A 14,475-nucleotide genomic window follows, 5' to 3' on the forward strand; every position below is an offset into this window, starting at 1 on the left:
CCGACCCACCCTCCAGGGCACCTTCGGCATGGTGTCCTCCACACACTGGCTCGCCTCGCAGTCCGCGATGGCCGTGCTGGAGGACGGCGGCAACGCCTACGACGCCGCCGTGGCGGGCGCGTTCGTCCTGCACGTCGTCGAACCGCACCTCAACGGACCCGCGGGGGAGGTGCCGATCCTGCTCGCACCGGCGGGCGGCGAGGTCCGCGTGCTGTGCGGCCAGGGCGTCGCACCGGCCGGGGCGACCGTGGCGCACTACAAGGCGCTCGGCCTCGACCTCGTCCCCGGCACCGGACCCCTCGCCGCCGCCGTCCCCGGCGCCTTCGACGCGTGGATGCTGCTGCTCCGCGACCACGGCACCAAGTCCCTCGCCGACGTCCTGAAGTACGCCGTCGGGTACGCCGAGGACGGGCACGCGCCCGTGGAGAACCTCGGCGCGACCGTCGAGGCCGTACGGGAACTCTTCGAGACCGAGTGGACCTCCTCGGCGGAGGTCTATCTGCCCGGCGGCAAGGCCCCGCGGCCCGGCGAGCTGTTCCGCAACCCCGCCCTCGCCGCCACCTGGAGGCGCCTGCTCGACGAGGTCGCCCCCGCCGGGGACCGCGTCGCGCAGATCGAGGCCGCGCGCGAGGTGTGGCGCACCGGCTTCGTCGCCGAGGCCCTCGTGCGCCAGGCCGCGCGGCCCACCCTGGACACCAGCGGCGCACGGCACACCGGCACCCTGACCGCCGCCGACCTCGCCGGCTGGTCGGCGTCCTACGAGGAACCGGCGACGTACGACTGGAACGGCTGGACCCTGTGCAAGGCCGGGCCCTGGAGCCAGGGGCCCGTGCTGTTGCAGCAGCTCGCGCTGCTCCCCGACGAACTGCCCGCGTACGGGTCCGCCGCGTACGTGCACCTGCTCGTCGAGGGGTGCAAGCTCGCCATGGCCGACCGGGAGGCCTGGTACGGGGACGCCGCCGACGTGCCGCTCGGGGAGCTGCTCGCGGACGGCTACAACGCCGGGCGGCGCGCCCTCGTCGGCGAGCGGGCCTCGCACGAACTGCGCCCCGGCAGCCCCGGAGGGCGCGCGCCGCGCCTGTGCGCCCACGCGCGCGTGGTGGCCACCGACGACCCCGGGTCCGACCCGATGGGCGCGGGCGAACCGACCGTGGCCCGGCACCCGCACCCGGTGCCGGGCGAGCCGGAGACCGGCGCCGACGGGCTGACCCGGGGCGACACCTGCCACCTGGACGTCGTCGACCGCTGGGGCAACATGGTCGCGGCCACCCCGAGCGGCGGCTGGCTCCAGTCGAACCCCGTCGTGCCCGAGCTGGGCTTCCCGCTCGGCACCCGGCTCCAGATGACCTGGCTGGAGGAGGGGCTGCCGACCACGCTCACCCCGGGCCGCCGCCCCCGCACCACCCTCACCCCGTCGCTCGCCCTGCGCGACGGCGTGCCCGTCCTCGCCTTCGGCACCCCCGGCGGCGACCAGCAGGACCAGTGGCAGCTGCACTTCTTCCTCGCCGTCGCCCTGCGCCCGCCCGTGCGCGGCGGCCTCGACCTCCAGGGCGCGATCGACGCCCCGAACTGGCACAACGACAGCTTCCCCGGCTCCTTCTACCCGCGCGGCATGCGGCCGGGCAGCGTCACGGTCGAGGCGCGCACGGACGAGGGCGTGATCCGGGAGCTGCGGCGGCGCGGGCACGACGTGACCGTCGGGGACGCCTGGTCGGAGGGGCGGCTGTGCGCCGTCGCGCGGGACCCGGAGACGGGTGTCCTGTCCGCCGCCGCCAACCCGAGGGGAGCACAGGGGTACGCGGTGGGCCGCTGACCCCGCACCCGGGAGTTCACGCCGATTCCATCCGGTATCCATCCCGCCGGTAGGGATTGTCAGTGGCGCGTGCTCTCATGGAGGCATGATCGAACACACGGAAACCATCGACGAGTTTCTCGCACACCGCTTCGACGACGTGGAAGCAGCCGTGCGTGAAGCCGCCGCGGCCGAGATCCTGCCCCGCTTCCGGCGTCTGGCCGCGCACGAGATCGACCAGAAGAGCGGACCGCACGACCTGGTGACGGACGCCGACCGGCTGGCCGAGCAGCGTCTGACCCGCGCGCTCCCCGCGCTGCTGCCCGGCTCCGTCGTCGTCGGCGAGGAGGCCGTGGCCGCCGACCCGACGCTGTACGAGGCGATACGCGGCGACGCCCCCGTCTGGATCGTCGACCCCGTCGACGGCACCCGGCAGTTCGTGCACGGCGACCCCGGTTTCTGCACCCTGGTCGCGCTCGCCCACCGCGGCGTCCTCCTCGCCTCCTGGACCTATCTGCCCGCCCACGACCGGCTCGCCACCGCCGTCCGCGGCCAGGGCGCCTTCCTGGACGGCGAGAAGCTGCACGCGGGAGCCCCCGACCCCGGCCGCAGCCTCTCCGTGGCCACCTCCCACCCCGACTACACGACCGACGCCCAGAAGCGCGCCCTGCTCGGCCTGTGGACCGAGGGCGTGGCCCCGCGCCCCTGCGGCTCGGCCGGCCTGGAGTATCTGAACGTCGCCACGGGCGAGTTGGACGCCACCGCCTTCTCCTGGGAGCTGGCCTGGGACCACGCGGCCGGACTGCTCCTCGTCGAGGAGGCCGGCGGCACCCATCTGACCGCGACCGGCGACCCCTTCCGCGTCACGGGCGGGAACACCCTCCCGTTCACCGCGGCCCGCGACGAGGCGACGGCCCGCCGCGTGGCGGGGCTCCTGGCGGGGGCGGAGCCGGCGGAGGGGGAGGAGCGGGCCGCCTGAACCCGGTGTCGACCCGGCGCCCCTGCTCCGTCGGTGCCCCGGCATATCCTGACCCCCGGTGGCCGTCCGGCTGACAAAGGGGTCCGAAGGTGTCGTCGATGCTCGATGCGGTCGTGGTGGGAGCGGGGCCGAACGGACTGACGGCCGCCGTGGAACTGGCGCGGCGCGGCTTCTCCGTGGCCGTGTTCGAAGCCCGCGACACCGTGGGCGGGGGAGCCCGCACCGAGGAACTCACCCTCCCCGGCTTCCGGCACGACCCGTGCTCCGCCGCCCACCCGCTCGGCGTCAACTCGCCCGCCTTCCGGGCCCTGCCGCTCCAGCGGTACGGACTGGAGTGGCTGCACGCCGGGCTGCCCATGGCGCACCCGTTCCCCGACGGCACCGCCGCCGTGCTGTCCCGCTCGGTCGCCGAGACGGCCGCCTCCTTCGGACCGCACGACGCGGGCGCCTACCGCAGGCTCGTCGAACCGTTCCTGCCCAAGTGGGACACGCTCGCAGGGGACTTCATGGCGCTGCCGCTGACCGCGCTGCCCCGCGACCCGGTCACCCTCGCCCGCTTCGGCCTCGTCGGACTGCCCCCGTCGAGCCTGCTCATGCGCCGCTTCCGCGACGAGCGGGCCAAGGCCCTGTTCGCCGGTCTCGTCGGCCATGTGATGGCCCCCCTGTCCGGCCTCGCCACCGGGGCGATCGGCCTGGTCTTCGCGCTCGCCGCGCACGCGCGCGGGTGGCCCGTCGCCAAGGGCGGCTCCCAGGCGATCTCGGACGCCCTCACGGCCCACCTCAAGGACCTGGGCGGCGCCGTCCACACCGACTACGAGGTCAAGCGGCTCGACGACCTGCCGCCCGCCCGCGCCTACGTCTTCGACACCTCACCGACCGCCCTCGCCCGGATCGCCGGCTTCGGCGACCACTACGCCGGATACCGGTACGGCGCGGGCGTCTTCAAGGTCGACTACGCGCTCGACGGCCCCGTGCCCTGGACGGCGCCCGAGGCGAGGATCGCGGGCACCGTCCAGATCGGCGCGAGCAGCCGCGAGATCGACACCGCCCTGCGCGCCGTCTCCCGGGAGGGCCGCGCCCCCGACAAGCCGTTCATGATCACCGTCCAGCCCAGTGTCGTGGACCCCACCCGCGCCCCCGAGGGCAAGCACGTCTTCTGGGCGTACGGCCATGTCCCGAGCGGCTGGACCGGTGACCTCACCGACGCCCTGGAGCGTCAACTGGAACGCTTCGCACCGGGGTTCCGCGACCGGGTCCTGGCGCGCGCCACCGCGGGCCCGCCCGAACTCGCCGCCCGCAACGCCAACTACGTCGGCGGAGACATCGGCTCCGGCGCGTTCACCGGCCTCCAGGCCCTGCTCCGCCCGAGGCTCTCCCTGCACCCGTACGCCACCCCGCACCCGGCCGTGTTCATCTGCTCCTCGGCCACCCCGCCCGGCCCCGGTGTGCACGGCATGTCGGGCCACAACGCGGCGAAGGCGGTGTGGCGTCGGCTGCGCGAGCAACGGAGCTGAACCCCTGCCGGACGTGCTGCTATACAGACCGGCATGACCACCATCACCCTCGTCCTCGGGGACATCACCCGCGAGAGCGCCGACGCGATCGTCAACGCGGCCAACTCCTCGCTGCTCGGCGGCGGAGGAGTGGACGGAGCGATCCACCGGCGCGGCGGCCCGGAGATCCTGGAGGAGTGCCGGCGGCTGCGCGCCGCCCATCTCGGCGGCGGGCTGCCGACGGGACAGGCGGTCGTCACCACGGCGGGACGGCTCGACGCCCGCTGGGTCGTCCACACCGTGGGCCCCGTCTTCAGCGCGAGCGAGGACCGCTCCGGCCTCCTCGCCTCCTGCTACCGGGAGTCCCTGAAGGCCGCCGACGGACTCGGCGCCCGCACGGTCGCCTTCCCGGCGATCTCGACGGGCGTTTACCGCTGGCCCATGGACGACGCGGCCCGCATCGCCCTGGAGACGGTGCGGGCCGCGCGGACCTCCGTCGAGGAGGTCAGGTTCGTGCTCTTCGACCAGCGGGCGTACGACGTGTTCGCCGCGCGGATCGGCTGATCAGCCCGTCGGGACGGGCAGCGAGGGCAGCGAGGGCAGCGCGGGCACGGACGGCGCCTCCGGGAGCGAGGGCACCGCGGGCAGGTCCGGCAGCCCGCTGCCCAGCAGGTCGGTCACCGCGCCGGTCACGGAACCGAGCAGATCGGTCACCGCGCCGAGCACCCCGCCGAGATCCAGCGAGGTCAGCGAGGCGAGCAGATCCTGGACGGCCGACTGGACCGTGGCGAGCAGATCGGCGACCGGGTCGGCCGCGCCCGGCGCCGCCGCGCGGTCCGTGTCCGAGGAGCGCAGCCGCTCCTCGACGGCCGCCTCCCAGGCCCTCACCTCCCCGGCGTACGCGGAGGCGGCGGCCGGGTCGAGCCGGCCGGCGTGCGTCTCGTCGCGGAGGGAGTCGAGCAGCGTGTCCGCCCCGGCGACGGCCCGCGCGGCGGCCTCGGCGGCACGGACTCCGGGCGCCTGGGCGCCCGCGTCACCGACGGCGGCTGCGGTGCCGACCGGCCCGAGGAGCAGGGCGGCACAGACCAGGGACGGCACTATGAGGCCGCGGGAGACAAGGGCGCGCATGGTGTTTCCTTTCGAAGCGCCAGAGGCCGCACGAAACCGCGGCCCCTGCCGCCCACGGTGGGAAGCGCCCCGGCGCCCCGCAACCGGTTCCGGGCCCGGCGCCCGCCCTCTCGCCCCTCCCCGCCGACCCTGACCAGGACGTTCCCCCACCGCCCCGCCCCGCGCGGCGAGAGGCGGCCGTTGGTCCGTCAGGGTGTGTCACCCTCGCCGGGCGATCGCGGGCCCGTCGTAGGACGGGTGTGGGCGCGGCCCGTGTGAGGTGCACGTGCCGCGCTTCCACCGGATCATGGGAATCCGGTCCGAGCGCGGGAGGTGCCTGTGGGGCCAGCCCCGCCGTTGCCCTGGGGCCTGCTGCGGGACGTCCTGGAGGGCGGCGCCGCCGTCGTCGCCGTGCTCGACACCCGGCTGCGCCATCTGTACGTCAACCCCCACATGGCCCGTGTCACCGGCCTGCCCGCCGAGGCGCACCTCGGGCGCACCCTCGCCGAGATCGTCCCCGGCGTCGAGCGGCCCGACGAGGTCCTGCGGGCGGTTCTGCGCGACGGCAGACCGCGCGACCTGCTCGTCTCCGCCCGCATCCGCGGCCGGCAGCGGGAATGGCAGAGCACCTACCACCGGCTCGCCGACGAGCGCGGCACGATCATCGGGCTCGCGGGCATCGGCGTCGAGGTCACCGAGCGGCGCCGTTACCTGAGCGAGCTGGAACGGGCGCACGGCCGGATGGCGATGGTCCACGAGGCGACCCTGCGGATCGGGACGACGCTGGACCTGGAGACCACCTGCCGGGAACTCGTCGAGTTCGTCACCCGCGACCTCTCCGACGCCGCCGCCGTCGAACTGGTGGTCGACAACGATCCGGCCCGGCCCACACCCCCGGGCGTCACCCGGCTGCGCCGCGCCGCCGGAAGCGCCCGGCCGGCCGTCGCCGCCGGTCTCGGTGACTGGGTCACCCGGCACACCGTCAGCGACCACGTCCCCGACTCCCCGGTCCGCCGCTGCCTGGACAGCGGACGCCCCCGGCTGACGTCGGCCTCCCGCGAGGCCACGGCACCCCCCGGCGCGCCGCTCACCGAACGGCACGCCCTCTACCGCGCCGCCGGCGTCCACTCCGCCCTGCTCGTGCCCCTGACCACCGACTCCCGCACCGTCGGCGTGCTCGGCATGCTCCGCACCGGGACGTCCCCGCCGTTCACCGCCGAGGACGCCTCCGTCGCCCAGGAACTCGCCGACCGCGCCTCCCGCGCCATGGAACGCGCCCGCCGCTACGACCGCGAGCACACCATGGCCCTGGAGCTCCAGCGGGCCCTGCTCAGCGAACCGACCCTCCCGCACCCCGACCTGGAGACCGCCTCCCGCTACCTCCCCGCCGACGACAGCACCGTCGTCGGCGGCGACTGGTACGACTCCCTCGCCCTCCCGCAGGGCCGCAACCTCCTCGTCATCGGCGACGTCATGGGCCATGGCGTCGAGGCCGCCGTAGCCATGAGCCACTACCGGTCCATGCTGCGTGCCCTCGCCTCCTCCGGGCCGCCCCTGCACGAGCTGCTCGCCCAGGCCGACCGCATGATCGCCGGCTCCGGCTTCGACCGCGTCGCCACCTGCCTGCTCGCCCTCGGCGACCCCGAGGCGGGCACGATGAGCTACGCCAACGCCGGGCACCTGCCGCCCCTGAAGGTCCTCCCGGACGGCGTCGTCGAACTGGTCCCGCTGACCGTGGGCCCGCCGCTGGGCACCGGACTGGGCGCCTACGAGACCGTCACCCGCCCCGGCCTGCCCGGCGCCACCCTGCTGCTCTACACCGACGGCCTCGTCGAACGCCGGGGCGAGGACATCGACGTCTCCCTGCGCCGGCTGACCTCCCTCAGACTGCCGCCCGGCGGCACCCTCGACGAGATCCTCGACGGCGTCCTCGCCCACGCCGCGGCCGGCGCCACCCACGACGACATCGCCCTCCTGGCCGCCCGGCCGCGCACCAGGTGATCCGGACCGGCGCGGCGAGCGGCACGTCCATGTCGGATTCCCGCCAGCCGAGCCCCCGGGGCTGCCGCATGCTGGACGCATGCAGATGGGGATGCACACCGACACCGAGCGCTGCGTGCGCGCCGTCCGGTCGAAGGACGCCCGCTTCGACGGCTGGTTCTTCACCGCCGTCCTGACGACCCGCATCTACTGCCGCCCCAGTTGCCCCGTCGTCCCGCCCAAGCCCCGGAACATGACGTTCTACCCGAGCGCCGCCGCCTGCCAGCAGGCCGGGTTCCGGGCCTGCAAGCGCTGCCGGCCCGACACCAGCCCCGGCTCCCCGGAGTGGAACCAGCGCGCCGACCTCGTCGCCCGCGCGATGCGGCTCGTCGCCGACGGCGTCGTCGACCGCGAGGGCGTGCCCGGCCTCGCCGCCCGGCTCGGCTACAGCACCCGGCAGGTCGAACGCCAGCTCCTCGCCGAACTCGGCGCCGGACCGCTCGCCCTGGCCCGGGCCCAACGAGCCCAGACGGCACGGCTGCTGATCGAGACGACCCCGCTGCCCATGGCGGAGATCGCCTTCGCCGCCGGGTTCTCCTCCATCCGCACCTTCAACGACACGGTCCGCGAGGTCTTCGCGCTGTCCCCGAGCGAACTGCGCGCCAAGGCCCCGCGCGGTTCGCTCGGGGCCGGCGGCGGACCCGCGGCGGGCACCCCGGGGGCGATCACCCTCCGGCTGCCGTTCCGCACCCCCCTCAACCCCGACAACCTCTTCGGCCACCTCGCCGCCACCGCCGTACCCGGCGTGGAGGAGTGGCGCGACGGCGCCTACCGGCGCACCCTGCGCCTCCCGTACGGCCACGGCATCGTCGCCCTCACCCCGCGCCCCGACCACATCGCCTGCCGGCTCACCCTCGGCGACCCGCGGGACCTGACCGTCGCCATCAGCCGGTGCCGTCGGCTGCTCGACCTCGACGCCGACCCGGTCGCCGTCGACGACCAGTTGCGCACGGACCCGGTGCTCGCGCCCCTCGTCGACAAGGCCCCCGGGCGGCGGGTGCCGCGCACGGTCGACGAGGCGGAGTTCGCCGTCCGGGCCGTCCTCGGCCAGCAGGTCTCCACGGCCGCGGCCCGCACCCACGCGGCCCGGCTGGTCCGGGCGCACGGCGACCCGGTGGACGACCCCGAGGGCGGACTCACCCACCTCTTCCCGTCCCCGGAGGCGCTGGCCGCCGTCGACCCGGACACCCTCGCGATGCCCCGTACCCGCCGCGCGACCCTCACCACGCTCGTCACCCGACTCGCCGACGGGGAACTGCGGCTGGGCGTGGAGAGCGACTGGCCGCAGGCCCGCGCCCGGCTGCTCGCCCTGCCCGGCTTCGGCCCCTGGACCGTCGACGTCATCGCCATGCGCGCCCTCGGCGACCCCGACGCGTTCCTCCCCACCGACCTCGGAGTCCGCAAGGCCGCAAGGGAGTTGGGCCTGCCGTCCACGCCGGCCGCGCTCACCGCCCGCGCGGCGGCCTGGCGGCCCTGGCGGGCGTACGCCGTGCAGTATCTGTGGGCGACCGACAGCCACCCGATCAACTTCCTTCCCGCATAAGGACGTTCCATGAACCCGCGCAAGACCCACACCGTGGTCGACAGCCCGTACGGCCCGCTGACCCTCGTCGCGACCGACGGCACCCTGAGCAGCCTCTACATGACGGACCAGCGCCACCGCCCACCCGAGGAGACCTTCGGCGACCGCGACGACGACGGCCCCTTCCCCGAGGCCGACCACCAGCTGAAGGCCTATTTCGCAGGTGAGCTGACGGAGTTCACCCTCGAACTCGACCTCCAGGGAACCGAGTTCCAGCGCAGCGTCTGGCGCCGGCTGCTCCGCATTCCCTACGGCGAGACCCGCTCCTACGGCGAACTCGCCGAAGCCCTCGGCAGTCCCGGCGCCTCCCGCGCGGTAGGCCTCGCCAACGGCAAGAACCCGATCGGCATCATCGTCCCCTGCCACCGCGTCGTCGGCTCCGACGGCAGCCTCACCGGCTACGGCGGCGGCCTGGACCGCAAGCGCCGCCTCCTCGACTTCGAACGCGGCACGGCGCTGTTCTGACCGGGGCTACCCGGCGTCCTCCTCCCGGAGCCGGCGCAGCAGCTTCGGCAGCGCCGTCCCGATGGGCTCGCGGATCACCTCGTCGGCGGCCTCGTCGTACGGCGTGGGCTCGGCGTTGACGATGACCAGGCGGGCGCCGTGACCGGTGGCGACGTCGACGAGCCCGGCGGCCGGATGGACCTGGAGGCTGCTGCCGACGGCCACGAAGACCTGGCAGGCCTTGGTGACGGCCACCGCGTCGCCGAGGACGACCGGGTCGAGCCGCTCGCCGAACATCACGGTCGCGGACTTCAGGATGCCCCCGCACGTCCGGCACGCCGGGTCGTCCTCCCCGGCCGCCACCCGCGCCAGGGCGTCCTCCATCGGCCCGCGCGCGTGGCACCGCGTACAGACCACCTCCCGCGCGGTGCCGTGGAGTTCGAGCACCTTGCGGGCGGGCAGCCCGGCGAGCTGGTGCAGCCCGTCCACGTTCTGTGTGATCACCCGCACCGGCACCCCGGCCCGCTCCAGCTCCGCCACGGCGAGATGCGCGGCGTTCGGCCCGGCCCCCAGCTCCTGGAGCGCCTGCCGCATCCGCCACGAACGGCGCCGGATCTCCGGATCGCCCATGTAGTACGTGTACGTGACGAGCTTCTCGGCGTCGGGTTCCGCACGCCACAGGCCGTGGGGACCGCGGTAGTCGGGAATGCCGGAATCGGTGGAGACGCCCGCCCCGGTGAGGAGCGCGACAAGGGGCTTGGCCATGGGGCGAGCGTAGGGCGGCGGACCGCGCCGGACCAGCGGATATTCGCGCGTTCGCCGCCCCCGGGCAGGCCCTAACCGTCCTTGTCGTCCTTGTCGTCCGCCTCCTGCACCGGGCCGAACGGTTCGATCCTCGGGTTCTCGTAGGGCCCCCGGTAGGCGCCCCGCGCGCCCGGGGCGCCCTGGACGCGCGCCCCGGCGGCCTCGGTCACCAGGAGCGCGTACGTACCGTGGGCCGGGTCGACGGGCACCAGGCCGTACGCCGTGTCGACCTCGTCGTCCGCGAGGCCCAGACGGCGCACGGCGTCGTCCAGCGTCGCCCCCGGCGGCAGGGTCACGGTGACGAGGACGGTGGGGCTCTGGGGAGCCATGGGTCTCCTACAGCTTCGCGTCGGTCTTGCCCAGGCGGCGCAACGCCTCGACGATCGAGGGCGTGTTGATGATGCCGTACCCGTAGTCGAAGTCGTAGCCCCGTCCGCCCGAGTCGTGCGCGGTCCGGCGCAGGAGCGTCCGCATCAGGGACGGGGAGAGGTCCCGGGCCGACAGTCTGGTGCGAATCGCCGCGACGACCCCCGCGGCCACCGGACAGGCCGCCGACGTACCGGAGTCGGGGCTGGCCGGGCCGAACGCCCTGGAGCCGCTGAAGTGCGTGTACGTCGCGATGTCGGGCTTGCGCTCGGTGAGCCGGCCGGGCCCCTGGGAGGAGTAGCCGACCCGGGCGTCGCGGGTGTCCACCCCGGCCACGGACAGCGCCTTGGGGTGCGAGTTCGCCCCGTTGACGGGACGGCTCGGGAAGCCGCAGCGGCCGTCGGGACACTCCGTGCCGCAGTTGCCCGCGGCGAACACGATGTCCGCGCCCGACTGCTCCAGGGCGGCCAGGATCAGGTTGAAGGGGTGCGCCTTGTTGTCGGAGTAGTTGCCGGGATGCCCCGGCGGGAAGTCCCAGCTCGGTTTGAACGAGCCCCAGCTGTTGCTGACGACGAGCCTGCGCCGCTCGCGCGGCATCTGCTCCAGGAGCGACCACAGATGCGCGTAGGCGGAGATCGCGTCGGACAGCACGCCCTCCATCACCGTCGCGCCGGGCCGCTGGGAGAGCAGCACCGGGATGTCGAGGAGGGAGACCTTGCGGGCGACGATCAGCGAGTCGAAGGCGCACATCGTGCCGTGGTGCACGGCGAACTGGCCGAAGGTGCCGTTCACGTCCGGCGGCTTCCAGCTGCGCGTGGCGTCGACCGTGACGGCCGAGCCGAGGGCCTGCGTGAGGTGCGCGACGTTGATGCCGGTGTCGACGATCGCGAGCGGCACCCCGGACCCGTCGAGCCCGTCACCGGCCAGCGCGTCCGTGACGGCCCGCTGGACGTCGTGCCAGTCGCCCACCGGGGCGTCGCCGCCGCACGTGGGCATCGTCCCGACCTGGGGGTCGGAGGAGATCCCGACGATGTCGGGGCGCCTCCCGGCGAGCAAGGCGAGCCGGCTCGCGGCGTCCCGGTCCTCGATCTCGCCGCGCACCAGCACACTGGCGTCGTCCGGGGCCAGCGAGAACGTGAGCGGCTGGTCGAGCGAGAGGGGGTCGCCGTCGGAGTACCTCGGGACCGGCTGCGGCACGGGCACCGGCTCGAAGGAGGTGTCCAGGACGACGCCGGGGAGCGCGCCGGCGACGTCACCGGCCGGCGGGGTGGAGACGGAAGGATCGACGACCGCCTGGACGATGTCGCGTTCTGGTCGCATCTGAACGAGTACCCGCATGATTCCCCCTGTCATGGAACCCGGCGCGTGCGCCTCGGCCCGTCGCCGGCGGCTGCGGACACGGCGAGAGGAGACGCACGCTATTGGGGTGGGTGTAGGGGGTCCGTACGCGCAAGGGCGTAGCTTTCACAGGGGTGTCGGCCGATGTCGCCGCAGGTGGGGGCGGTTCTGGAGAAAGTCCGGGGAATTCTGGAGATTCTGGTAATTCGGGGAGTTCGGAGAATTCTGGGAGTTCGGAGAATTCGGGGAGCCCTGAATTCCCCCAGTCCTCGCGGGTGTTCAGGAAACCCGTCGGCCGTTCTCCAGTTCAGCCGTTCCGGTGCCCTCGTCGAGAACGTCCAGCGCGGCGAGAACCCGGTGACCCAGGGAGCCCAGCAGATATCCCGCCAATTCCTCGCGCGGCACCAGCTTCCACGACAGCAGCTCCTCCTCCTGGAGCCGGATCGCCTCGAAGTCCTCAGCGCCCAGCACTCCGCCGTCGTAGAGGTACGCCACCAGCGGCGGCCAGCCCGCGCGGTAGACCCAGTCCACCGCGAGCAGCGGGCCCAGTTCACGGTCGAGGCCGATCTCCTCCAGGGTCTCGCGGCGGGCGCCCTGCCGGGGCGTCTCCCCGTCGTCGGACTCGATGGTGCCGCCCGGAAGCGCCCAGCCCTCACGGTAGTTGGGCTCGACGAGCAGCACCCGGCCCTCGGCGTCACGGAAGAGAGCGGCGGAGCCGGAGAGGATGCGGGGGAGCCCGGCGATGTACGTGGCGAAGTCCTGAGCAGCGGTCATTCAGGAAGGGTAACCAGCCGCACCGGCCGCTCGGCGAGTTCACTGATCCGCACCCCGTCGAACCCGGACACCGCGCTGCGCATCGTGCCCTCCAGCGGGTCCTTCCACCGCGCCGGGATCGCCGTCAGCGCCCGGTCCAGCGCCTCGCGCTCGGTGCCGGCCGTGAACGCCGCCGAGACCAGCGCCGCCGCCCACATCGCCCCGTACACCCCGTTCGGCCCGGATCAGCGCCCCGATCCACTCCTGGCAGGGGTTCTCGTACGTCGCTGTCAGCGGCGGCTTCAGCCCGTTCACGAGACTGCGGTGGACGGGCCGCTCGGCGGTGTACGTCCGGAGGTACGGCAGCCGCAGCCGAGGACGGCGTGGTCCACGTCGTCGTCCACAGGGGGCATACGCCCGGTCCACCCGATTCCGGCCACCGGCACAGCGGGGACCCAGCGGCTTCTCAAGCTCCGGGCAGGGCATGACGGGGAGGGCGGGCTCCGGTTATGGTCACAGCGGCGCGACTGGCCCTGACATGCGTCGGGCCTGGAGAGCAAGGGGACAGCAAGTGGCTGACGCTGCAGGCAAGAGTGCTCAGAAGGTGCTCATCGCCGCGGACAAGTTCAAGGGATCACTGACGGCCGTCGAGGTCGCCGAGCGTGTGACGGCCGGGCTGCGCCGGGTCGTGCCCGACCTCCAGGTCGAGGCGCTGCCGGTGGCCGACGGCGGTGACGGCACCGTCGACGCGGCCGTCGCAGCCGGGTTCACCCGGCACGAGGCCCGGGTCGCCGGACCGCTCGGTCAGGAGGTGACGGCGGCCTTCGCGCTGCGCGGCGACACCGCCGTGGTCGAGATGGCCGAGGCCAGCGGGCTCCAGCGGCTGCCCAAGGGCGTCTTCGCCCCGCTCACCTCCTCCACCTACGGCTCCGGCGAGCTGCTGCGGGCCGCGCTCGACGCGGGCGCCCGCACGATCGTCTTCGGCGTCGGCGGCAGCGCCACCACCGACGGCGGCGCGGGCATGCTCACCGCGCTCGGCGCCCGCTTCCTCGACAAGGACGGCGAACCGGTCGCCCCGGGCGGCGGCGGCCTCGCCGAGCTCGCCACGGCCGACCTGTCCGGCCTCGACCCGCGCCTCGCCGACGTGGAACTCGTCCTCGCCAGCGACGTCGACAACCCGCTCACCGGCCCCAAGGGCGCCCCCGCCGTCTACGGCCCCCAGAAGGGCGCCTCACCGGACGACGTCGAGGCCCTGGACGAGGCCCTCGCGCACTACGCGCGCGTGCTCGCCGACACCGTCGGTCCGCGGGCCGACGCGTTCGCGGCCTCGCCCGGCGCGGGCGCCGCCGGCGGCATCGGCTACGGCGCCCTGCTGATCGGCGCCCGCTTCCGCGCCGGCATCGAGGTCATGCTGGACGTACTGGGCTTCGCCCCCGCCCTCGACCGGGCCACCCTGGTCATCACCGGCGAGGGCTCCCTCGACGAGCAGACCCTGCACGGCAAGGCCCCCGCCGGTGTCGCCGCCGCGGCCCGCGCCGCCGACAAGGAGGTCGTCGCCGTCTGTGGCCGCCTCGCCCTGCGCCCCGAGGCCCTCGGCCGCGCCGGCATCCGCCGCGCCTACCCCCTCACCGAGGCCGAACCCGACATCGCGAAGTGCATCGCGGAGGCGGGCCCGATCCTGGAACGAGTGGCGGAACAGATCGGCCGCGACTTCCTGAACTGACCGGATGCCTGCGGGGCCGGGGTGGACGGGATCGGGCGGCGCTGAGCGGGCAGA

Annotated in this window: 13 protein-coding genes and 1 pseudogene; 8 read left to right on the forward strand and 6 right to left on the reverse strand. The window is 74.4% G+C overall.

The window, feature by feature from the left end; translation table 11 throughout:
- The first annotated feature begins 28 nt into the window (after positions 1-28).
- The 4 genes from ACIPSE_RS22155 to ACIPSE_RS22170 all read left to right on the forward strand — a co-directional run bounded on the left by ACIPSE_RS22155 (position 29) and on the right by ACIPSE_RS22170 (position 4,828).
- A complete protein-coding gene (locus ACIPSE_RS22155) occupies positions 29-1,813 on the forward strand; it encodes a gamma-glutamyltransferase family protein (RefSeq protein WP_401665050.1) in 1,785 nt (594 codons plus the stop codon).
- 85 nt (positions 1,814-1,898) lie between these two features.
- Positions 1,899-2,771 carry an inositol monophosphatase family protein gene (locus ACIPSE_RS22160; protein WP_401664856.1) on the forward strand — a complete coding sequence of 291 codons (873 nt, stop codon included), beginning with the start codon at positions 1,899-1,901 and terminating at the stop codon, positions 2,769-2,771.
- 98 nt (positions 2,772-2,869) lie between these two features.
- Positions 2,870-4,285, forward strand: coding sequence for a phytoene desaturase family protein (locus ACIPSE_RS22165; RefSeq protein ID WP_401664857.1), 1,416 nt, complete (start codon positions 2,870-2,872; stop codon positions 4,283-4,285).
- Positions 4,286-4,318: 33 nt separating this feature from the next.
- Complete coding sequence (locus ACIPSE_RS22170; protein WP_401664859.1) at positions 4,319-4,828, forward strand: O-acetyl-ADP-ribose deacetylase; 510 nt, start codon at positions 4,319-4,321, stop codon at positions 4,826-4,828.
- Here ACIPSE_RS22170 and ACIPSE_RS22175 read toward each other — a convergent pair whose 3' ends face one another.
- Positions 4,829-5,392: a hypothetical protein gene (locus ACIPSE_RS22175; RefSeq protein ID WP_401664860.1), complete on the reverse strand. Its 564-nt coding sequence runs from the start codon at positions 5,390-5,392 to the stop codon at positions 4,829-4,831.
- 318 nt (positions 5,393-5,710) lie between these two features.
- Between ACIPSE_RS22175 and ACIPSE_RS22180 the strand changes: the two genes are divergently transcribed.
- The 3 genes from ACIPSE_RS22180 (at position 5,711) to ACIPSE_RS22190 (ending at position 9,458) form a co-directional block, all read left to right on the forward strand.
- Positions 5,711-7,372: a SpoIIE family protein phosphatase gene (locus tag ACIPSE_RS22180; RefSeq protein WP_401664862.1), complete on the forward strand. Its 1,662-nt coding sequence runs from the start codon at positions 5,711-5,713 to the stop codon at positions 7,370-7,372.
- A 79-nt stretch (positions 7,373-7,451) separates the two neighbouring features.
- Positions 7,452-8,954: an AlkA N-terminal domain-containing protein gene (locus tag ACIPSE_RS22185; protein WP_401664864.1), complete on the forward strand. Its 1,503-nt coding sequence runs from the start codon at positions 7,452-7,454 to the stop codon at positions 8,952-8,954.
- Positions 8,955-8,963: 9 nt separating this feature from the next.
- The gene (locus ACIPSE_RS22190; RefSeq protein ID WP_401664865.1) at positions 8,964-9,458 is read left to right on the forward strand and encodes a methylated-DNA--[protein]-cysteine S-methyltransferase; all 495 of its coding nucleotides are present in this window, start codon (positions 8,964-8,966) and stop codon (positions 9,456-9,458) included.
- A 6-nt stretch (positions 9,459-9,464) separates the two neighbouring features.
- Here the strand turns inward: ACIPSE_RS22190 and ACIPSE_RS22195 are convergent, their stop codons facing one another.
- The 5 genes and pseudogenes from ACIPSE_RS22195 to ACIPSE_RS22215 all read right to left on the reverse strand — a co-directional run.
- The gene (locus tag ACIPSE_RS22195; protein WP_401664866.1) at positions 9,465-10,202 is read right to left on the reverse strand and encodes an SIR2 family NAD-dependent protein deacylase; all 738 of its coding nucleotides are present in this window, start codon (positions 10,200-10,202) and stop codon (positions 9,465-9,467) included.
- 71 nt (positions 10,203-10,273) lie between these two features.
- Positions 10,274-10,570 (reverse strand): hypothetical protein, encoded by a 297-nt coding sequence (locus tag ACIPSE_RS22200; RefSeq protein WP_401664867.1) that lies wholly within the window; start codon positions 10,568-10,570, stop codon positions 10,274-10,276.
- Between the two features lie 7 nt (positions 10,571-10,577).
- The gene (locus ACIPSE_RS22205) at positions 10,578-11,927 is read right to left on the reverse strand and encodes a S8 family peptidase (protein ID WP_401664868.1); all 1,350 of its coding nucleotides are present in this window, start codon (positions 11,925-11,927) and stop codon (positions 10,578-10,580) included.
- Positions 11,928-12,224: 297 nt separating this feature from the next.
- On the reverse strand, positions 12,225-12,719 hold the full coding sequence (locus ACIPSE_RS22210) for an NUDIX domain-containing protein (RefSeq protein WP_401664869.1): 495 nt from the start codon (positions 12,717-12,719) through the stop codon (positions 12,225-12,227).
- Positions 12,716-13,070: pseudogene (locus ACIPSE_RS22215) on the reverse strand (hypothetical protein); the annotation flags it as partial. The pseudogene ACIPSE_RS22215 and the gene ACIPSE_RS22210, both read right to left, overlap by 4 nt.
- A gap of 232 nt (positions 13,071-13,302) precedes the next feature.
- Here ACIPSE_RS22215 and ACIPSE_RS22220 point away from each other — a divergent pair.
- Positions 13,303-14,421, forward strand: a complete 1,119-nt coding sequence (locus ACIPSE_RS22220) for a glycerate kinase (RefSeq protein WP_401665052.1) — start codon at positions 13,303-13,305, stop codon at positions 14,419-14,421.
- Positions 14,422-14,475: the final 54 nt, after the last annotated feature.

Origin of the sequence: Streptomyces sp. NPDC090106 (genome assembly GCF_044747265.1) — a bacterium.
GTDB lineage: Bacteria > Actinomycetota > Actinomycetes > Streptomycetales > Streptomycetaceae > Streptomyces.

Coding starts and splice junctions, on each gene's coding strand:
- ACIPSE_RS22155 (WP_401665050.1), top strand. CDS start 29: ATGGTGTCCTCCACACACTGGCTCGCCTCGCAGTCCGCGATGGCCGTG.
- ACIPSE_RS22160 (WP_401664856.1), top strand. CDS start 1,899: ATGATCGAACACACGGAAACCATCGACGAGTTTCTCGCACACCGCTTC.
- ACIPSE_RS22165 (WP_401664857.1), top strand. CDS start 2,870: ATGCTCGATGCGGTCGTGGTGGGAGCGGGGCCGAACGGACTGACGGCC.
- ACIPSE_RS22170 (WP_401664859.1), top strand. CDS start 4,319: ATGACCACCATCACCCTCGTCCTCGGGGACATCACCCGCGAGAGCGCC.
- ACIPSE_RS22175 (WP_401664860.1), bottom strand. CDS start 5,392: ATGCGCGCCCTTGTCTCCCGCGGCCTCATAGTGCCGTCCCTGGTCTGT.
- ACIPSE_RS22185 (WP_401664864.1), top strand. CDS start 7,452: ATGCAGATGGGGATGCACACCGACACCGAGCGCTGCGTGCGCGCCGTC.
- ACIPSE_RS22190 (WP_401664865.1), top strand. CDS start 8,964: ATGAACCCGCGCAAGACCCACACCGTGGTCGACAGCCCGTACGGCCCG.
- ACIPSE_RS22195 (WP_401664866.1), bottom strand. CDS start 10,202: ATGGCCAAGCCCCTTGTCGCGCTCCTCACCGGGGCGGGCGTCTCCACC.
- ACIPSE_RS22200 (WP_401664867.1), bottom strand. CDS start 10,570: ATGGCTCCCCAGAGCCCCACCGTCCTCGTCACCGTGACCCTGCCGCCG.
- ACIPSE_RS22205 (WP_401664868.1), bottom strand. CDS start 11,927: ATGCGACCAGAACGCGACATCGTCCAGGCGGTCGTCGATCCTTCCGTC.
- ACIPSE_RS22210 (WP_401664869.1), bottom strand. CDS start 12,719: ATGACCGCTGCTCAGGACTTCGCCACGTACATCGCCGGGCTCCCCCGC.